The sequence below is a fragment of the Sulfurimonas hongkongensis genome (assembly GCF_000445475.1).
In the GTDB taxonomy this organism is placed as follows: Bacteria; Campylobacterota; Campylobacteria; order Campylobacterales; family Sulfurimonadaceae; genus Sulfurimonas; species Sulfurimonas hongkongensis.
Map to the genome: position 1 here is coordinate 1 of NZ_AUPZ01000023.1, position 19,603 is coordinate 19,603.

Consider the following 19,603-nt stretch of genomic DNA (forward strand, 5'->3'; position numbering starts at 1 on the left):
GTATCTTCTTTAAATAAAGTGGTACATTTTTAATCTGCAAATAAAGTGGTACATTTTTAATCTGCGTTACTGGTGTATTTTACCTCTGCGTTTGACAGTAAGTACTCCATGTGCTTCAGCTCCTCTTATTGCTATCATAACAGTTGCTGCAAATAGTGGATATATCTATGCTTATGGACTTATCTTAACATTTGCACTTGGTCACTCTATGTTACTTTTAGTGGCTGGAGTCTCTGTGGGCTTTACTCAAAGTATCACCTCAAATCAAGCAATTGCCAAAGCTTCAAACTATATCAACAAAGGTTTTGCTCTTATACTAATAGGCATAGGTGCTTATTTTATATGGCAAGCTTATTTACAATTTTAGGAGAAAAAAATGAAATTATTTATAGCAATATTGATGTTTTTTACTTTTGAGGCCTTTGCACAAGAGCATATGTTAAAAGAGAGTCAATACAAGTATGTTAAACAGAGCATAGGAAAGGGTAAGGCATATTTTTTAGAAGTTGGCTCAGATAGTTGTAATAGTTGTCAAATTATGAGTGGTATGCTTTATAAAATCACACAAAAACATCCTGAGTATAATATCCATTTTATAAATGTCAAAAAAGAGCGACAAGCTGCTTTTGACTTGAAAGTTAGAATGATACCGACTCAAATTATTTTTGATAAAAATGGTAAAGAGGTTTATAGAAATATTGGGGTGTTGAGTGCTTCAGAGCTTACTGGCTTATTTGATAAATTTAGTTTTTAAGAATATCCCCTTGAGTTATTTTTAAATGTAATCAGATCGTAATCAAGAGTCATTAAACTTTCAACATAAAAAATTTATGGAGAGAGAAATGACTTTTAGAAAAATATCAATGGGCTTAATTGCAGGTGCATTATTAACAACAGCTTTATCAGCAAGAGAGCAGGTCAAAATCGTAGGCTCTTCTACTGTTTATCCTTTTTCATCTTTGGTTGCTGAAGAGTTTGGTGTCATATCAAAATATCCTACCCCAGTTGTAGAATCAACAGGAACTGGCGGTGGTATGAAGCTCTTTTGTGCCGGAGTTGATTTAAACACTCCAGATATCTCAAACGCATCAAGAAGAATGAAAGCAAAAGAGTTCAAGATGTGTAAAAAAAATGGTGTAACTGACATTACAGAAGCACTCATTGGCTTTGATGGCATCGCCATTGCACAATCATCACAAGTAGAGAGTTTTAATATAACAAAAGAGCAACTAGCCCTAGCAGTTGCTGCGGAAGTCCCATCAGCAGATAAAAAATCTCTAATTCCAAATCCATATAAAAAATACTCTGAGATTGATGCATCTCTGCCAGAGAGAGAAATCATTGTCTACGGACCACCAAAATCCTCAGGAACAAGAGACTCTTTTGAAGAGTTGGTACTACAATCAATCTTTAAAAAAATGCCTGTCTATACAGACCTTTATAAAAAAGATGAAAAAGCAAATAAGAAGTATAAAAAATATTCAGTGATAAGAACTGATGGCGTCTATGTTGAGTCAGGTGAAAACGACAATCTAATTGTGCAAAAACTTACAAAAAATAGAGCTGCTATTGGTATCTTTGGATATTCGTTTTTAGAAGAAAACAGAGATAAAGTTGTAGGACTTAGTGTCGATAACACACTTCCAACAGCAAAGACTATCTCTTTGGGGACATATCCAATTGCAAGATCCATGTACTTTTACATCAAAAACGACCATTCAAAAGATGTACCTGCTTTAAAAGAGTATACAAAACTCTTTATGTCTAAAAAAATGATAGCAGATGATGGGATTTTAACTGAACTCGGACTCATCCCTTTGGCACAAGATATAAGAGATGAAGCTAGAAACAAAGTTTTGAGTAGCCAAAAGCTAACTCTAGAAGAGTTAAAAAAATAAGAGAAAAGTATTGAGCACTTTTAAATCAAGAAACAAACAAAGAGAGTTACAGGAAAAACTAATTAAGTTAGCTTTAATTAGTGCTGCGATTATCTCCATCTTAACTACTTTTGGGATTCTTTTTTCGATTGTTTTTGAAGCTATAGAGTTTTTTAAGCTCAGAAGCTTTTGGTACTTTATTACAGGAACCATTTGGAGCCCTGGAGTTGAGGGAAGTCAATTTGGTGCTTTAGCAATTTTTACAGGTACCTTTGTTATCACAATTATCGCACTTAGTGTTGCTGTTCCTATTGGTCTTGGAAGTGCTATATATATGAGTGAATATGCCAGCTCTTCGCTAAGAGACTATCTAAAACCAGTTCTTGAGATACTAGCAGGAATTCCAACAGTTGTATATGGGTTTTTTGCAGCGATTACAGTTGCACCTTTAGTGGTACAAATAGCTGGGTTTTTAGGATTAGAAGCTACTTTTAACTCGGCTCTTGCATCTGGTGTTGTGATGGGGATTATGATTATCCCTGTTATTTCATCTTTGAGTGATGATGTGATTCGTGCAGTTCCTGCTTCTCAGAGAAGGGCTGCCTCTGCTCTTGGGATGACACAAGCAGAAGTGATAAAAAACATAGTTTTGCCATCAGCCATGCCTGGAATCATATCAGCTTCGCTTTTAGGTCTCTCAAAAGCTTTGGGAGAGACGATGATAGTTGTGATGGCAGCGGGACTTCGTCCAAACCTTTCAATCAATCCTCTAGAAGACATGACAACAGTTACTGTAACCATTGTAAATTCACTAGTGGGAGATTTTGAGTTTAACTCTCCTGAGACTCTCTCAGCGTTCGCACTAGGACTAATGCTTTTTATTGTTACTTTGATTCTAAATATGATTTCACTCTCTCTTATAAGAGCGTTTAAAGAAAAATATAAAGTGAACACATTATGAGAAAAAAACAGAAGACCAAACAGCACAATCCATTTTATGATTCAACATTAAAAGCACGACATACAAGTGCAAAAAGATTTAAAAAGTTTACTCTAACTTCTTTGATTTTTTCTATTGCATTTTTAATATTTTTCCTTTTTGATATTGTAGGAAAAGGTATCCCAGCTTTTAGTGTGGCTTATATAAAAATCGATGTCGCTTACAATGAAAAGTCAGTTGAGGACAGTAGGCTTGCAGTTGAGAAAAAATATAGAAAAATAGTATCAAGAGCATGGCTTAGAGAGATTCCAAATCAAGTACGGCAAAATCCACAGCTAATGAACACTATACAGAGTATTTGGGTTTTAGCTGATGACCAAGTTGATCAGTACTTAAAAGGACATCACCATAAATTAAAAGATAAAAACAGAGTGATTGTTGATGAGCTATATGCACAAAACTTGATTCAAAGAAAGTTCAACACTGTTTTTTTTACAAATGGCGACTCCAAAATTCCTGAGTATGCAGGGTTTTTCTCGGCAATGGTAGGTTCAGTTTTGACTTTAATAATTACGATGCTTGTTGCCTTTCCTATTGGAGTTATGACAGCCATCTACCTTGAAGAGTTTGCAGATGATAATAAACTCACTAGATTTATAGAGATAAACATCAATAATCTCGCAGCAATTCCTTCCATACTTTTTGGTCTTTTAGGTCTTGCTATATTTATAAATCTATTTGGGATGCCAAGAAGCTCGCCACTTGTTGGAGGATTGACTCTCGCACTTATGACTCTACCTATTATAATCGTTAGCTCAAGAGCAGCTCTAAGAGCCGTTCCTGATAGCATCAGGCAAGCTGGATATGGCTTAGGACTTAACAAGATTCAAGTTACAAAAGACCATGTTTTACCACTTGCATTTCCTGGAGTTTTAACGGGTTCTATTATCGGTTTAGCACAAGCTATGGGAGAGACTGCTCCTCTTATTATTATAGGCATGATAGCTTTTATCCCAGATGCTCCAACTATGGTGACCGAGGCGGCAACTGTTATGCCCGCACAACTCTTTACTTGGGCAGGAATGCCAGAGGGAATGTATATAGAAAAAACTGCTGCGGGAATTATGGTTTTGCTAAGTATACTAATCTCACTAAATATAGTTGCAATTTATTTGCGAAAAAAATTAGAAGTTAAACTATAAAGAGGAATAAAATGAAAGAAAACACAAGTAAAATTAATATCAAAAATTTAAACCTATTTTATGGGGATAATCAAGCTCTTTATAATATAAATGCTTCTCTTTATAAAAACAAAATTACAGCACTCATAGGACCATCAGGATGTGGAAAATCTACATTTTTAAGATGCATAAATAGGATGAATGAGCTTATACCAATAGTAAAAACTGATGGTTCTATCACTATAGATGGTAAAAATATTTATGATAAAGATGTGGATGAGGTAAGTGTTAGAAAAAAGATAGGAATGGTTTTTCAACAACCAAATCCATTTGCTAAATCCATCTATGACAATGTGGCTTATGCTCCTCTAAAGCATGGCATAGTAAAAAAAGGAAGAGAGTGCGATGAGTTAGTTGAGAGTTCACTAAAAAAATCTGGGTTATGGGATGAGGTAAAAGATAAACTCAAAACTCCTGGAACTTCACTCTCAGGAGGGCAACAGCAAAGGCTCTGCATCGCTAGAACGATTGCAATTAGTCCAGAAGTTATCTTAATGGACGAACCGACTTCGGCACTTGACCCAATTAGTACACAAAAGATAGAAGCTTTAATGCTTGAGTTAAAAAAGGATTACACAATTGTAATTGTTACTCACAACATGCAGCAAGCTGCGCGCGTAGCAGACTATACAGCATTTTTTCACTTAGGAGAGCTCATCGAATATGATGAGACAGAGACTATTTTTATAAATCCACACAATAAAAAAACAGAAGATTATATTACAGGGAGATTTGGATGATGTTAAAAACGTATAAGGAAAAATTGAAAAATATAGAAGATGAAATCTTCAGAGTTGCAACTGATGTTGTTGAATCATTGGAGGTATGCTTAAAGGCATTAAAAGAAGAGAATATTAATGATTTGAAAAATATAGAAATAACTGAAAAAAAGTTGCAAGTCAAATCAAATGAAATTGATAATTTAATAGTAAACACTCTAGCTCTGTATTCACCAGAAGCAAAAGACTTGAGACAGCTTGTTGCTTTTTTAAAGATTACAAATGAATTAGTTAGAACTGGCTCAAACGCAAAAGATTTTGCAAAAAAATTTAAAAAATCTTATAGTGATGATTTAAATACAAAGATGATTTTAGAGTATGCCATTCCCTTACTCAAGTCTGCTCTATTGTCTCTGCAAACGTCTATTTCAATTATAGATGAAGTAGATGCAAAGCATATAGAAGAGAAATATCATAGAGTGATTGTTGAGGAGAGTAAAACTGATGATTTGTACTTAATGATTGAGAAAAATATTTTAAAGCTTATCTCACAAAATCTTGATTTATCAAAAGAGTATTTTGATATGTTAAGTGCACTAAGAAGACTTGAAAAGATAGCCGATAGAGCAGTATCAATAGCAAAATTACTGCAGTTTGCCCAAGTTGGAGGAGATATCGTACAATCATAGTTGTATTTAATACCTAGATATGAATAAAGCAATAAAGAAAATAAAAAAATACTTTAGCACAAATTTTGAAGTCTTAGCAGCAACTCTTATCTTTTTGATAATAATAGCAATGGGAGTTGAATTTTATAAGGCAATTATTCTTATGCTAGAGTTTATTGTTATTATGGAGATTGTAAAAATGGTCTCTGATTTTATAAAAAAAGAGACTCTGCGACTTCGATTTGTGATTGATATTTTTATTATATTTCTAATTAGAGATGTCATCATTTTAAGTACAGATAAAAATAGAGATTACTTTGATATAGTATTTTTACTATTTGTTATCTCTATATTTTTTATTTTTAGAATTCTTGCTATTAAGTTTTCACCAGGAGTTATAAGCTTATCTAAAAAAAAGCGTAGCAAACATGATGCTAACAAAGTGAGTAAAAAAGTTTTAAGTACAAATGATGATGGAAGAGAGCAGTCTTAGAAATAAAGCATTTTTAAGATGGCTGTAGTTGTGCATTTTTTGGAACCTCGAACTTGTTCGGGGCTTTTAGGCTTAAAAGTAACACTAGCCTCGAACAAGTTCGAGGTTCCGACGAGGGGCTCAGACAAGTTTTGCCCAGTTGGTGGAAGTGAAAAGCTAGATTAGATTATCAGTGAGCTTAGAGAACCTATGAGTCCACCAAAAACGCCTCCCCAAACAACTAGCCAATCAAGGTGCTCTTTGATTAGTTTTTGAACTATCTCTTTTACTATTTGTGGTGTTAGCTCATCTAGTCTGGCATCTATGACTTGCTCTATTGAGATTAACATATCATCACTTAGGCTGGAATTTTGCATATGGTTTTGAAGTGTTTGATTAAAGGCATCAGATGCTACTATTTTAGAGACTGCACTTTGCATCTTGCTTGAGAATGGTTCACGAAGAGATTCAAGTGCTTTTTCTCCTCCAAACATTCCAAGCATACCGCCAAAAGATGACTCCATTACTGTTTTAGAAAGAGCGTCAAAGGCTAGGGAAAAATCTGTCTCTTTGATGATAGGCTCTAAATTTATCTTTTTTTCTTCATTTTTAAAGAAGCTATTTAGCTGCTCTTTTGTGAAAAACTCACTCATCATAAGCTCTTTTATAGAGGTTTTAAAAGCTTCAAATCTTGCGGGAATAACACCAGAGCCATAAAGAAATGGAACTCTCTCAAAAAGCATGTGGATAGCTAGTTGATTTGTTATCGCTCCTGAGAGAGCAAAAAGAGAGGTTAAAAGAAGTAGCGAGCTATATTTATCAGCTACTACAAAAGATAAAACTGCTAAAATCACGGCTATAAAATGAGTTAAAAAACTTTTACTAATCTTCAATATTTCTCCTTTAATTGTAAAAGTGGAATTATACTAAAAATGAGATTAGTTATAGGTTTTAGCTAAAAAATAGTAGATATGGGGTTTCATGTACACATTTATACAAAAACTAAACCGAGCTGAGGCGAGATTTTTAGCTCAAGTTATCTCACAAGTCGAGATAAGCGATGCTAAGTTTAAATGTTATATCATCAACAAAAGAGACTTTACATCTAAGCTTGATTTTGGTGAGTTTTTATCTAAGACTTTAGAAGTAAAAGAAAAAGACTCTGTTTTTTTTACAAGCTATTTTACAACTCTAGAAGTACAAAATGATTTTTACCGAGTTTTTATCTCAGAGAAGTTAAAGCCATACTTTGCAAATTTAAATAAAAACTATGATGTTGACTCACTTGAAGCTCTTTTTGCCCAAGAAGATAAAAATGCAATAGTTAAAAAAACAAAAACAGTAGATGCAAATAGTGATGAATTTAACTTAAAAATTAAAAGAGTTGTAGCCTTTTTTGACCAAGAGAGAAAAAAACTTCAAAGAAATTTTATAAGAAAAGAGTATAGAAATATGGACGCAGAGTATATGTTAAGACTGCATCTAAAGGAGACAAACAGAACTCCGGAGATGTTTTACGATGCCATTAGATGGCTTTTTTCTAACAACCCAAAAGCAGCATTTCATAGAGACTATATCATGAATATAGCAAAACTTATAGAGCATTACAACACACTAGAGCATCAAGCGATGCACTCAAAAGAAGCTCTAGAGTTTAATGAAGAGGCTCAAACATGGGCAAATATCTATAAAAAGCAGGGTATGGATGACGCTGAGATTATAGAAAAATTAAGAGAAGCTGGATTTATAAAATGAGTATAAAAGAAGCAAAACTAATAGTAAATGAGTACGATTTAAGCACAGATGAGAGTAGTTTTGAGATAGTACTAGAAGCTCTAGAGAAGTTTGGTTCAGCTAGAGCGGTACTGCTTGAGGGTTTAAAACCACAATATAAGTACTTAAAAAAAATCTCAAAACTCTTAGCAATGTTAGATGAAAAACCACAAAGTGATGTAGAAGCCCAAAAGATAAGCTCTTTGATGTATGAAATCTATACAACAGTCTCAAATGACTCCAAAAGCACAGGTGAAGATATAAGAGAGTTGATGGCGGCAATTAATGTGCGAAAAACTTTTAATCCCTCTGATAAAGAGCTTTGGGTTATGAACTATCTTGGCGGTAGAGAGTTTATACTAAACATCACATATCAAGAGCCAAATGCGTTAGAGAGAAAGATAAAAGAGGCGATAAATAAGTATGATAATCTAGCAGATACACCAAGACAAGAGACTATACAAAACAAAAGTATTAATGATTTAGCTATACAACGATACTAAAATAAACAGGAATATAAGATGAAACAAGAGAGTTATGAACTTTTTAAAAGTGCCACAGTTGATGAGATAACAGCCTATCTTGCAAACGAGTTAAAAACAAAAAATGAGCCTGATTTTTGGGCTAGTAGAGTTGTACCATTTAGTGACGCAATACTTAGTGTACTTGTAGTTTTAAGAGATGAGAAAAAACTCTTCAGCCCTGAGGGCGAAATGGTTGAGGAGCTAACTCCAGAACTTTTTTTTAGATGGAGTGACTTTGTAAGTTTGAAATCTCTTGCTTTTAAAATTCAAAGAACAAACAGGGCTACAGATGAGAGTAAAACGGAGATAGACTTAAGTAAACTCGCATCTTATCTGAGTGCTAATAATGTAAACTTAGAAAATGAGCAACTAGATTTTCCTATACCAACTTATAATTTGCATCAAGGTGTTAGTAACGTCATAAAGTCACTTTTGTAAAATAATGATAAATTTTATACGATACTTTATACAAAACAAGCGACTAAACTATATGTTGCTTGTTTTTTTGATAATTATGGGAATCAATGCTTATATAAATATCCCAAAAGAGATTTTTCCAAATGTAGAACTTGACCAGATAAGTGTTCGTGGTTCCTATAGTGGTGCTAGTGCCAGTGTTATGGATAAGATGGCAGTCCGGGATATTGAAGAAGAACTTAGCAATATAAATGGGATTGATAAAACAGAAACTGTTATAACCCCTGGTGCTTTTGTAATCATTCTAACACTCAATGAAAATACGAATAAAGTAAACTTGTTATCCCGCGTAAAAGACTCCATAACTTCAATAAGGCAGTATTTGCCATCAGATATGAATGAGCCAGTAGCTAGACTATTAGAGAGGTCTAGATCTCTTATAAACCTCTCCCTATCCTCAGACAGCGTTACAAAAGGCGAGCTAACCGAGATAGCTAAAGAGATAAAGATAAAAATTTCTCGGATGAAGCATATTAGTGAGATACTTATTCGAGGAGACTCAAAAGAAGAGATATCTATAAGTATAAACTCTGAAGCTCTTTTGGCTTATGATTTAAGGCACGCTAGTGTTTTAGAGGCTATCTCAAACCTATCTTACACCTTTCCCATTGGAGATATAGAACAAAGAGGGAACTTTGTTTATATCTCAACCGTGCACGGAAAAGCAGATATAAATGAATGGCAAGAGAGCATTTTAAATATCGACTCAAAGTATATAAAACTTGGCGATATCGCAAAGGTAGCTATTGAGTATCCACAAACTGAAACATTGGCATCTTTTAACAATAAGCAGACTCTAAATCTAGTTATCTCAAAAGAAGAGGAGGGCAACTCTATAGCTCTCTCAAAAGAGCTAAGAGAGTATGCTAAAACATTGCAAAAGCAATATCCTGAGATCACATTTAACTTCTTTAGGGACTCTTCTAAAGTTGTAAAAGAGAGATTAAACACTGTTATATCAAACTTGATGCTAGGGCTTTGTTTGGTTTTTATCTCTATGTGGGTACTTATAAACATAAGAGTAGCTATTGTTGTGGCCATGGGTATTCCTTTCTCCTTTATCATCGGACTTCTTTTTATCTACCATATGGGTTACTCTATAAATATCGTCTCACTTTTAGGTGCTTTGATAGTTATCGGTATAGTGGTTGATGATGCTATTGTAGTTGGTGAAAATATTCAAAGACATATAGACGAGGGTATGGACAATTATGAAGCGTCTATCTTAGGCGTAAAAGAGATGTTACTACCTGTTACACTAGCAACTATATCTACAGTAATGGCATTTTTACCTATTTTTATGTTGCATGGAGAAATTGCTCTGTTTTTTGTGCTTATCCCTATAGTTGTTATAATGATTTTGTTAGGTTCACTTATAGAGAGTTTTTTCTTTTTGCCTCTTCACGCTCAAGAGATACTTAGAAAAAGTAATAATTTTTTAGACTGGACGCCTTTTCAAAACCTCTATGCTAGAGTCTTGTCTTACTTTATAGAGTATAAAAAAACCTTTTTAACTCTTTTTCTAATCATAATTCCCTTAGCTACATATCTTACTGCAAGCTCAATGAGATTTCAGTTTTTTCCAAACTTTGATGGGAACAATCTCTACATATCTGGAAAGATGGATATAAATACACCTCTTGAAGATACTTATAAAATTGCAAAAGAGATACAAGAGACTCTTCTTCTTCACTCTGATGAGTTTGCCCTCAAAGCAATCTCATCAACTACTGGATATAGAAGAAGTTTATCTGGAGATACTCAAAGAAATAACAGCGTCTTTTACATAACTATGGAACTTTACGATAGAGAGGATACTGACTGGATAAACAAGTATGTAAATCCTGTTTTAAACTTTAGTTTTGACTTTAACAACCCTGATAAAAGAAGGCAAAAACAAACTTTTGAACTCTCACCTCGTGCTAAAGAACTAGTAATGCCATTTAAAGAGAAGTACAATATGGTAGAACTTGGAGTTATGGAAGATAAAGCGGGGCTTATAAGAAGTGATATACAGATAAATCTCTCTGGAAGTAATGATGCAAAACTTGAAGCAGCGATAAGAAAGCTTGAGAGGGAGATATCGACACTTGAGGGCATCAAAAACTATAGCAACAATATCAAATACGGAAAGATGGAGTATAAAATCAAGATAAACTCTTATGGAGAGAGTTTAGGCCAAAGTGAAGCGTCAATTGCCAGAGTTTTAAGCACTTACTTTTTAGAAAAAAAACAGGCCACAACATTTAATGAACGCGGAGTTATGGAGATAAAAACTAAGGATGCAAATAAAGACGATATTCAAAGACTTCTTGACTTTAGTGTAGCCATAGGCGATGGTAGATTTGTAAAACTAACAGATATAGCGAGCATTGTTGAGGTTAGAGATTATGAAAAGATTGACAAACTAAATGGCAACATAGTAAAAACTCTTTTTGCTAGTGTAGATAAGCGAATAATCACTCCAACAGAGATATTGGATAAACTGCAAGATACCATAGATGAGATAAGTGACTCTGGCATAGAAGTTGAACTTTTAGGGGAAAAAGAGAAGAAAAACGAGATGGGAGCTGATATGAAATCAGCTGTGGGTTTAGCGATGTTTTTAATCTTTTTAACTCTTTTACTGATTTTCTCAAAAATAAAATATGTACTTATGGTTATGAGTGTTATTCCTCTGTCTATCTTGGGAGCACTAGTTGGGCATAAACTCTTAGGTATAAACATCACGATGCCAACTATTATAGGCTTGTTAGGACTCGCTGGAGTTGTTATAAATGATGGCATCATTATGCTAGATTTTTTACATGGAACTCGTAAAGCAGAGGAGTTTTTTAAGCGCGCTAAGCAAAGACTTCGCCCTATTGTTATAACTTCTGTAACAACATTTTTAGGTCTTTTTTCTTTGATATTTTACGCAAGTGGTCAAGCAGTTATTCTTCAACCTATCGCTGTCTCTATAGGTTTTGGACTTATGTGGGGAACTTTTTTAAATCTAATGTATCTGCCAACACTTTATGCTTTGGTCAACAAGATAGAACCTATCTCAAAAATAAAAGATACAAAACACCCCATAACAAAAATACAAAAAGCCCAATAGCACCAAAGACTACAATGATTCTGATACTAAAATGAAAAAGAAATTTTAAAAAGCCCATTATCTGTCATATGGAACTGTTGGTAAATTTTTAGCTTTTAAAAACATCATCCCTCCTAGTAGGTTGATAACATCATAACCCAACTCTTTGGATAAAAAATCTCCAACAATCCTAGTTCTACTTCCGACTCTACAAATGATAGCAAAAGGCTTTTTTGTATCAACTTTTTTATTTAAATCATCTAAAAAAGCTTTTACATTGTAATCACCTCTCTCATTGAAAAACATGATAGGGATAGCACCTTTTGCAAGTCCAGTTTCTCTCCACTCATCAGGCGTTCTGATATCAATAATGGGGATTTTAGAGTTAAATATCTTTTGTGATGGGTACTCGTGTATGAGTTCTCCAAAGAGTGAGGCAGTTAAGATAAGCAGTAAAAGAAGAGTTTTGTTCAAGTTTTCTCCAGTGAGTAGAAATTAATTGTATAATTATAACAAGCATAAATAAATATTAGGTAGAGTATGTCAGCATCTAAAAAAACTATAGAAAATTCAAATAGACTAAGATATATAAGAGCTTTGGAGCGGTTTCATAAAAGTATCATCTCTTACTTGTCAAACACAAAAGAGCTAACTCATGAGGGTTTTAATAAAAAAATAGATAACGCTTCAAAAATCTTAAAGCGAGTCCAAGTTATAGATCTTTATAAAGGTGATTTACAAGATTTGCAAAAGTTAGTAACAAAAATTATCTCATACAAAGATACTCAAAGAGAGATGGATGAGATAAAAAGTGAGATACTCTACAGTTCAAATCAACTAGACAAAAATAAAAATGCCAGAAGATATAAAAAAGACAAACATATAAATTCTAAGTATGATGAGTGGGAATAGATTAAGACACCACAAGCATTGTATCTAGTAAACTATACCTTTATCTCTGTGAATAAATATCCACTTTAAGAGAGTAAATATTTTTTTTCTTTTGAAATACTCTAAAACTTTAAGCTTAGTCATAAGAAATCCTCTATCATTTTGCAGATAAATTATAACATACATCCAAAGCTAGAAATTTCCTATATATGGAATCTTCCTTGTTCTACTCCTTCTAAATCGGAATGCATGTTATGAGTAATGAACTGGTTATGTGTTCTTTAGATTATCTAACTTGTTCGAGGCTAATCCTACCTTCAAACCTAAAAGCCCTAAGCAAGTTTGAGGTTTGGAGTAACTTCATAAGATTATTATAAGCATAAAAAACTATGTTATAATTATGGCAAATAGTAACATATTTTTAGGAGTGTAAAATGACAGGTTCAAATAAAACTGTTGAAAAAGTTACCTTTAATATACCATCAGAATTAAAAAAAGATGTAGTTAAGTTAAAGGAAGAGCTTAAAGTATCGCTAAACACTATATATAAAAATGCCATAACAGAATATGTTAAAAGACAAGAGTTAAAAAAATGGGAACAAGGAGCTAGTAAAGCTTCACAAAACAAAGAGTATATGTCTGAGTGTAAAAATATGGCAGATAGTGGAGTGAATTTTTATGAGTATTAATCAAGGTGAAATTTGGCTTGTAAATTTTGATCCTAGTGTTGGAAGTGAGATACAAAAAGCAAGACCTGCCGTTGTGATAAATGATGATGTGCTTGGTAGATTTGGACTTAGGATAATTGTACCTATTACCAAATACAAAGAGTATTACAAAGATTATCCTTGGATTATCAAAATAGAAAATAATGCTCAAAATGGCTTATCTAAACTCTCTGGCATTGAGTGCTTTCAAGTAAAAAGCTTTTCTCAAGACAGATTTATAAAAAAACTAGGAACTTTACCGCAAAACACAATTTTCAAAATACATAGCACAGTGCTAAAAACATTTAATCCTGCTTATGAGATAATGATGTAAAATGAAATCACGAAATTGAATGCAAGGAACTGTTTTGCTAATTTTTTTGTAAAAAGCAAACTATTTTATTAAAATTTCTCATGTAGCACTAATCAAGTTATTTAAGATTGTTTTATATAAAATTTCTTTTAATAAATAATTATCTTCCTAATTCTCAACTAATAATAATTTAGATAAAATTATTCAAATTTATTTCTCAGGGCAATGTGAAATTCCTTACTGGTGGTAACTATTGAAAAATAGAAGTCCACGAGCGCTTTATTTTATAAAGGTCAGCAGATTTGGTGTAAATCCAAAACCAACAGTTAAAGTCTGGATGGAAGAGAAAATGAAGCAGATATAATTTTTTCTGCGCAAAATTTAACAAAAGAACAAATGGCACTTTTAATAAGAGAGTGTAGCGGGATAGTTTTTTATGTTTAACTAAACAAAAAGTTGATGAACTTCAACTTCCAATGATGGTTCAGGATAACAAATCACAATGGAACAATGGCAAAAGAAGATGATATTAGACAGTTTTCTATAAAATACGCTATGCCTATTATTAGTGTAGAAGATATAATTAACTATCGAAGAGATAATAAAATCTCGTAGTCAATAAATGTTCTAGTGGTTATTTATTGGACAGAGTTAAACGTTATGTACAAAAAGAAACTATCAATAATGGTAAATATAATTGATACACCAAAACCACTATATTATGCAGTAACATTTACACTAAAAAAGATTGAAGAAGATAAAGGTATTAAATCAAGAAGTCAAAATATTTAGAGCCAATCTTAAGAGATGCTAAAAAACGAAGCTTTTGAAACTAAAAATATTAAAATTAATTATGAGTTTCAAAAATCAGCGAATGGACTGTTAAATGCTAAAGTGCATAACAAGTTTTAGAAGAGAAATAAGATAGTTGTTTGCATAAAAACATAATTAGGAATAAATTTGTATAAAAAAATCAAAAAATTATTTCAATTTTTCAATATTAATCAAGAAGAAATACCATTATTTTTAAAAGATTTCAAGATTACTTATGCTGATATTCAAGATGAAAAAAGTTTTTTAGAAAAAGTAGATGAAAAGCTTTTAGATTTCATCGCTAAAGAGTTAAAAATCAATAGAGATTGGTTTTATGAAAATAGTGAGTATATTATTAAGGAAGAGTCCGGGTTTTATAAACGATATAATTTCTTTTGCGATGAAATTTTAAGTAAATATCCTAGTCAGTTATATATCATAACACAGAGACAACCAAATAAAGAAATTGATGAAAAAGAAGATGATAATCATTTTGAAATTGTTGCTGAGTATACTCTCTCTTTTAATAATAAAATTATATCCAGATATGAAACATTTGAAACAAGCGGATGTAGATGGGGTTACTGGAGATGCAGGTGGGAGTTGAAAAAACTTCTTTTATGTTTAAATAAACATCATTTTATTGGGCATGTCGCAGGTTATGTTTGCCCTGAAAATTTTTTTGAAAAATTAAAAAAGTTTAAACAGGGAGAGTTGAGTTTTAATGATTTTATTGATAAAGCTCATGGCTATGGATGGTATCCTGAAGATTATATAGAGTTTAAAACTTCTAATGTTCAAGCTAAAGAGGAAGAAGAATTAGCAAAGATTATAAAAGAACTTGACAAAAAAAGTAACAAAACAATTGATAAAACAAAGCTTTTAAAAAAAGAGACAAATGATTACATTCTCTATGAAAACCAAGAAAATAATTTTAGACTAGAGGAATTAGCAAAAGAGCTCTCAAATAAACTACAAACAAAGTTTATGTTACTGGAAGATGATAAAACATTATACACAGATAACGAATATATACTGCAACTATTACGATTTGATTTTTCTGATATGTCAAGTGATATATTAGTTTTTACTGATTTAGTTTCTGAAAATATTAATATTTCATATGATACTTTAAGAGAAGATAATCTTAGTTCTAGAGAGTATCACTTTAGAATAAAATGGTATTATTTATATAAAGTAGTTGCTGATATACTTTATTTTTACTCTAAAAATGTGATACACACTTCTTTCAATGAATTTCCAAATAATGAATCATTCGGAGAAAAGCTTTATAATCTACTAAGTAATAGCAATATGTTTAAAGAAAATAACAGCTGGATAGATGATTTTCAAGACTTAAAAAGTGTAGATCCAATTCATCTATTTGTCAGTTTTAATTCAGCCAATCAAAAAGAAACAACGAGACTAAAAAGAATTCTGGCACTCTTAAAAACTTTTGAAAAAGAACTCAGTTTTATGAGTAGTATTACTAAAATAAATTTAAGTAAAATCATTGATAGTATAGAAAAATTTGGTATAGATTTTGTAGGTTGTCCAACACCTATGGCTGTACATATATTATCTCAAAGAAATAAAGATGACCAAAATATTTTATGGGACATGTTTTTCAATTTAATAAATGCTAAAGAAGTAGATTTTCAAAAAATTAAAACTCTTTACGGTATAGATATAACATCTTTTACAATATTTATGTTTTGGATTAGACCTCTTAGTTATATTTCGCTTGATAAAAATACTTTCTCTTTACTTGAGAACAATAACAAAATAAAAGAGTTGCCACAAAGTTATAGTAACTATGAAAAGCTATTAACTAAAAAATCACAACTACTGTACATAAGTTTATCAAAAATAGGTTGGAGCGGTGAATATCAAGCTACATTATCCAAATATGAAAAAGAGGAATTAGATAGTTATTTAAAAAATGATAACGATAATTTACAAGAATTAAAACTTGAGAAAAATGAATTTGAGCTAATAGCTATTAAGGTATTAAAAAATAGTGATGAGAAATATACTAAAAATTTAGTAGAAAATCATTACTATAAACTTAATAATATGTATGAAATAAATGACGATAAGATTTTAAAAAAAGAAGCTTTACAAAATATTTATAGCACTAGTAATAACTATATAAATATTTGTGCTATTGTTGGAAAAAATGGTTCTGGAAAAAGTACATTAGCAGAAGTATTGTTTGGTTTTATCTATAATCTTTCAATAAATCAAAATGCCACTAAAGAGATGAATCAATATAAAATTATCGATTTAAATCTTGAAGTGATATTTAAGCATGATGTTATATACAAAGTAGTTTTTGAAGATTCTCAACTAGAAGTTATGAAATACAATGAAAAAGATGAAACATGGAGTCCGTACAAAGAGTTTAATCTTAATCAGTTTTTTTATACAATAGGGATAAATTACTCTATATATGCGAATAACGAAAAACTGATGGGAGATTGGATAGGCAAAATATTTCATAAAAATGATGCTTATCAGACACCAATAGTGTTAGAACCATTTAGAAATGATGGGAACATAGATATAAATAAACAGTCTGCTTTAGCAAAGCAACGACTAGTAGTGAATCTTTTAAAACCAATGGATGAGAATAAAGAGTATAGTTTACAAAAACTTCGATATTCAAAGGATTATTGTATTGCTAAAAAGTTAAAATTTACATTTAATTATCTGAAAATTGTACAAAATGAAAATAAAAAAGTATCAGAAGAAATCATATATAAAAACAATGAAATAAGAATAAAATATAGTGAAATAAGTAAAGATAACGAAATCATTTTACAGCTGTTTGAAAAATTTAGTATCTCTCAAAAAATTGAATTCGATTTTAAAAAGCCTATAAAGGAACACTCGTTCTTAGGAAAAATACAACTGTATATTTTAAAAAAAACAGTAACTATTGTGTACCGCTATGAGAGGTATGAGAGGTATAAAGAGTTTGAAAATATAAAAGAACTAGTAACTATTTTACACGATGATAATAGTCATATAACCCACAAGTTAAAAAGAGCTGTTTATTTTTTAAAATATGATCTATTAGAGAAAAAAGAAATTTTTGAGATAAATATAAATAAATTATCAGAAGAAATAGACATTTTTTTATCCAATAACAAAGAAAAATCATTTCATCAATTAACGCCACCATCTTTTTATGAAGTTGAAATACTATTAGGTGGTGATAAAAAGAAAAAAAGAACAAAAGAATTTATAAGTTTTGATACTCTAAGCTCTGGAGAAAAACAGCGAATACTGTTTATAAATGCATTGATATACCATTTAGAAAATATTAATTCATCCGTAGAACAAGCGTACAAATATAGATATGTCAACATCATCTTAGATGAGATAGAACTGTATTATCATCCAGAGTACCAAAGGCAACATCTTAATTTTTTATTGCATAATCTAAGTAAAGCCGATATAAGTCAAATTTATGGTGTCAATATTATTTTTATTACACATTCGCCATTTATACTTACAGATGTAGTAAATAAAAATGTGCTGTTCTTAGATAATAATGCCACTATAAAAACATTTGGTGCAAACATGTTTGATATATTTCAAGATGGTTTTTTTGTTGAGAACTCAATAGGTAGTTTTTCAGAAGAGTATATAAAAACAATCTCATTAATACTAAGTTATTTCCAAGCAATTAATTTAGAAAATATTTTTTTACTTAGAAGATTGTTGGGAGAATGGTACAGTGTTAGAAACGAGAATATAACAGAAGAAGAGATGAAAGCAGAGGATGAAAAATTATTTGCTGCAATTAGGTTAAACAAACTAAAGTCTTTAAAAGAGATATTTGCAAAAAATGATATACTTTATCGAAAATATAGTTATTTAATAGATGAAAAAAATAATTTTATTATAGATAAATTAGATCTATATATAGAACTTATAGGAGATGAGGTTATAAGAAAACATTTACTCCATATATACAAAGGATTGTTGTGACTGTCAGTAATAACTTAAAAAAAGAAATTATTGATAAAATCGACAAGACTGACTCTACATCATATATTCAAAGTATATATGATAATTTTTTGCCAGATGGGTATATTAATCAAGATTGCAAGCCAAGCGAAAAGTTAATATTTTTAAAATTTGATGAGTTTAACAATCTGATAGATGATTTTTTCACTAAACTTAATAAGCATTATGAATATTTTGAAATTGAATATTTTAAATATCCTAAACAAACTCCCATAAATTATTCAGCAAGAGCCATTAAAGATGAAAAAAATAAATTTTTAAAAAAGTTTATAAAAGTATATGAGATAATAAGAGATTATTTTGGAGCAAAACTACAAGATGAAAATGAACTTTATATCTGTCCGTACTGTGAAAAAAATTATATTAATCTAGTATATACGGATGATAAAACATTAAAACCTGATTTGGATCATTATTATCCAAAAGCTTTTTATCCATTTTTGGGTTGTAGTATTGAAAATCTTATTCCAGCTTGTCAAGTATGTAATTCAAGATTAAAAAGAGATGAGGATTTTTACATTAAAAAACATATAAATCCAATTGAATACAGATTATTTGATGAGATTATTTTTAGTTATGATCAAGAAGGTATTATGATTGAAAATACTAATGATTTAAAAAAATATACAGAGAAAGAGAACTATTTAAATACCTTTAAAATTGAAGAAATATATGCGATACATAATGAAATACTTGATGATATTAAAGTGAAGTATAAAATGTATAATAAGTCTAAGCAATATGGCTTAATGAAAAGTTGTCCAAGTTTAGCTCAAAATGAAATTTTGGATATGGTTTTTTACGAATATAAAAATGAAAATAAAAGAACCCCTTTTAGGAAATTAAAAAAGGATTTATATAATAATATAAAAAAAAATTCTACCAACAAAATTCTATATTAAAATTACTGTTTTATTGCTCCACTTTTCCTAAGGCATAAAAGAGTAGAAGCAGACAACTAGAATAATAGAGAACTAAGACTCTTTAAGAGACCGTTTAAAATTTCGTGTCAGCTACATTTAGTAACATAAAGGAGACCGTTTAAAATTTCGTGTCAGCTACATTTAGTAA

At 31.0% G+C, this 19,603-nt stretch carries 20 protein-coding genes and 1 riboswitch; of the genes, 18 read left to right on the top strand and 2 right to left on the bottom strand.

Going from position 1 to position 19,603, the window contains the following annotated elements; all coding sequences use genetic code 11:
• The first annotated feature begins 91 nt into the window (after window positions 1-91).
• The 8 genes from M947_RS23055 to M947_RS23085 all read left to right on the top strand — a co-directional run bounded on the left by M947_RS23055 (window position 92) and on the right by M947_RS23085 (window position 5,938).
• Window positions 92-367, top strand: coding sequence for a cytochrome c biogenesis protein CcdA (locus tag M947_RS23055; protein WP_021288548.1), 276 nt, complete (start codon window positions 92-94; stop codon window positions 365-367).
• Between the two features lie 9 nt (window positions 368-376).
• On the top strand, window positions 377-754 hold the full coding sequence (locus M947_RS23310; RefSeq protein WP_021288549.1) for a TlpA family protein disulfide reductase: 378 nt from the start codon (window positions 377-379) through the stop codon (window positions 752-754).
• A gap of 88 nt (window positions 755-842) precedes the next feature.
• Entirely contained in the window at window positions 843-1,898 is a 1,056-nt protein-coding gene (locus M947_RS23060) for a substrate-binding domain-containing protein (RefSeq protein WP_021288550.1), read from the top strand.
• 10 nt (window positions 1,899-1,908) lie between these two features.
• Complete coding sequence (gene pstC / locus M947_RS23065) at window positions 1,909-2,838, top strand: phosphate ABC transporter permease subunit PstC (RefSeq protein WP_021288551.1); 930 nt, start codon at window positions 1,909-1,911, stop codon at window positions 2,836-2,838.
• A complete protein-coding gene (gene pstA, locus M947_RS23070; RefSeq protein ID WP_021288552.1) occupies window positions 2,835-4,019 on the top strand; it encodes a phosphate ABC transporter permease PstA in 1,185 nt (394 codons plus the stop codon). The genes pstC and pstA overlap by 4 nt, the downstream gene beginning before the upstream one ends.
• An 11-nt stretch (window positions 4,020-4,030) precedes the next feature.
• Entirely contained in the window at window positions 4,031-4,798 is a 768-nt protein-coding gene (pstB, locus tag M947_RS23075) for a phosphate ABC transporter ATP-binding protein PstB (protein ID WP_021288553.1), read from the top strand.
• A complete protein-coding gene (locus M947_RS23080) occupies window positions 4,795-5,466 on the top strand; it encodes a phosphate signaling complex PhoU family protein (RefSeq protein ID WP_245541271.1) in 672 nt (223 codons plus the stop codon). The genes pstB and M947_RS23080 overlap by 4 nt, the downstream gene beginning before the upstream one ends.
• A 19-nt stretch (window positions 5,467-5,485) precedes the next feature.
• A complete protein-coding gene (locus M947_RS23085) occupies window positions 5,486-5,938 on the top strand; it encodes a phosphate-starvation-inducible PsiE family protein (RefSeq protein ID WP_021288555.1) in 453 nt (150 codons plus the stop codon).
• Between the two features lie 161 nt (window positions 5,939-6,099).
• On the opposite strand, the gene M947_RS23090 is transcribed toward M947_RS23085, so the two are convergent.
• Complete coding sequence (locus M947_RS23090) at window positions 6,100-6,810, bottom strand: DUF445 domain-containing protein (protein ID WP_021288557.1); 711 nt, start codon at window positions 6,808-6,810, stop codon at window positions 6,100-6,102.
• 88 nt (window positions 6,811-6,898) lie between these two features.
• Here M947_RS23090 and M947_RS23095 point away from each other — a divergent pair, with 88 nt between their 5' ends.
• Genes M947_RS23095 through M947_RS23110 form a run of 4 tightly spaced genes read left to right on the top strand, consistent with a single transcriptional unit; the run spans window position 6,899 to window position 11,791 of the window.
• Window positions 6,899-7,672, top strand: coding sequence for a hypothetical protein (locus M947_RS23095; protein WP_021288558.1), 774 nt, complete (start codon window positions 6,899-6,901; stop codon window positions 7,670-7,672).
• A complete protein-coding gene (locus tag M947_RS23100; protein ID WP_021288559.1) occupies window positions 7,669-8,193 on the top strand; it encodes a hypothetical protein in 525 nt (174 codons plus the stop codon). Before M947_RS23095 ends, M947_RS23100 begins: the two co-directional genes overlap by 4 nt.
• A gap of 18 nt (window positions 8,194-8,211) precedes the next feature.
• Entirely contained in the window at window positions 8,212-8,652 is a 441-nt protein-coding gene (locus M947_RS23105; RefSeq protein ID WP_021288560.1) for a hypothetical protein, read from the top strand.
• Between the two features lie 4 nt (window positions 8,653-8,656).
• Window positions 8,657-11,791: an efflux RND transporter permease subunit gene (locus M947_RS23110; protein ID WP_021288561.1), complete on the top strand. Its 3,135-nt coding sequence runs from the start codon at window positions 8,657-8,659 to the stop codon at window positions 11,789-11,791.
• Window positions 11,792-11,848: 57 nt separating this feature from the next.
• Here M947_RS23110 and M947_RS23115 read toward each other — a convergent pair whose 3' ends face one another.
• Entirely contained in the window at window positions 11,849-12,244 is a 396-nt protein-coding gene (locus M947_RS23115; RefSeq protein WP_021288562.1) for a rhodanese-like domain-containing protein, read from the bottom strand.
• 66 nt (window positions 12,245-12,310) lie between these two features.
• Here M947_RS23115 and M947_RS23120 point away from each other — a divergent pair, with 66 nt between their 5' ends.
• The 6 genes from M947_RS23120 (at window position 12,311) to M947_RS23140 (ending at window position 19,434) form a co-directional block, all read left to right on the top strand.
• Window positions 12,311-12,682 carry a hypothetical protein gene (locus M947_RS23120; protein WP_021288563.1) on the top strand — a complete coding sequence of 124 codons (372 nt, stop codon included), beginning with the start codon at window positions 12,311-12,313 and terminating at the stop codon, window positions 12,680-12,682.
• A gap of 413 nt (window positions 12,683-13,095) precedes the next feature.
• Complete coding sequence (locus M947_RS23125; RefSeq protein ID WP_021288565.1) at window positions 13,096-13,350, top strand: hypothetical protein; 255 nt, start codon at window positions 13,096-13,098, stop codon at window positions 13,348-13,350.
• Entirely contained in the window at window positions 13,340-13,702 is a 363-nt protein-coding gene (locus tag M947_RS23130) for a type II toxin-antitoxin system PemK/MazF family toxin (RefSeq protein ID WP_021288566.1), read from the top strand. The genes M947_RS23125 and M947_RS23130 overlap by 11 nt, the downstream gene beginning before the upstream one ends.
• A gap of 188 nt (window positions 13,703-13,890) precedes the next feature.
• Window positions 13,891-14,034, top strand: a riboswitch (FMN riboswitch).
• A gap of 10 nt (window positions 14,035-14,044) precedes the next feature.
• Window positions 14,045-14,125, top strand: coding sequence for a hypothetical protein (locus tag M947_RS23725; protein ID WP_245541272.1), 81 nt, complete (start codon window positions 14,045-14,047; stop codon window positions 14,123-14,125).
• A gap of 516 nt (window positions 14,126-14,641) precedes the next feature.
• Window positions 14,642-18,493 (top strand): AAA family ATPase, encoded by a 3,852-nt coding sequence (locus M947_RS23135; RefSeq protein ID WP_021288569.1) that lies wholly within the window; start codon window positions 14,642-14,644, stop codon window positions 18,491-18,493.
• Complete coding sequence (locus M947_RS23140; RefSeq protein ID WP_021288570.1) at window positions 18,490-19,434, top strand: HNH endonuclease; 945 nt, start codon at window positions 18,490-18,492, stop codon at window positions 19,432-19,434. Before M947_RS23135 ends, M947_RS23140 begins: the two co-directional genes overlap by 4 nt.
• Window positions 19,435-19,603: the final 169 nt, after the last annotated feature.

Excerpts from the sequence above, each read along its gene's own strand:
- M947_RS23310 (WP_021288549.1), top strand. The coding sequence starts at position 377 with ATGAAATTATTTATAGCAATATTGATGTTTTTTACTTTTGAGGCCTTT.
- M947_RS23060 (WP_021288550.1), top strand. The coding sequence starts at position 843 with ATGACTTTTAGAAAAATATCAATGGGCTTAATTGCAGGTGCATTATTA.
- pstA (WP_021288552.1), top strand. The coding sequence starts at position 2,835 with ATGAGAAAAAAACAGAAGACCAAACAGCACAATCCATTTTATGATTCA.
- pstB (WP_021288553.1), top strand. The coding sequence starts at position 4,031 with ATGAAAGAAAACACAAGTAAAATTAATATCAAAAATTTAAACCTATTT.
- M947_RS23080 (WP_245541271.1), top strand. The coding sequence starts at position 4,795 with ATGATGTTAAAAACGTATAAGGAAAAATTGAAAAATATAGAAGATGAA.
- M947_RS23085 (WP_021288555.1), top strand. The coding sequence starts at position 5,486 with ATGAATAAAGCAATAAAGAAAATAAAAAAATACTTTAGCACAAATTTT.
- M947_RS23095 (WP_021288558.1), top strand. The coding sequence starts at position 6,899 with ATGTACACATTTATACAAAAACTAAACCGAGCTGAGGCGAGATTTTTA.
- M947_RS23100 (WP_021288559.1), top strand. The coding sequence starts at position 7,669 with ATGAGTATAAAAGAAGCAAAACTAATAGTAAATGAGTACGATTTAAGC.
- M947_RS23105 (WP_021288560.1), top strand. The coding sequence starts at position 8,212 with ATGAAACAAGAGAGTTATGAACTTTTTAAAAGTGCCACAGTTGATGAG.
- M947_RS23110 (WP_021288561.1), top strand. The coding sequence starts at position 8,657 with ATGATAAATTTTATACGATACTTTATACAAAACAAGCGACTAAACTAT.
- M947_RS23120 (WP_021288563.1), top strand. The coding sequence starts at position 12,311 with ATGTCAGCATCTAAAAAAACTATAGAAAATTCAAATAGACTAAGATAT.
- M947_RS23125 (WP_021288565.1), top strand. The coding sequence starts at position 13,096 with ATGACAGGTTCAAATAAAACTGTTGAAAAAGTTACCTTTAATATACCA.
- M947_RS23130 (WP_021288566.1), top strand. The coding sequence starts at position 13,340 with ATGAGTATTAATCAAGGTGAAATTTGGCTTGTAAATTTTGATCCTAGT.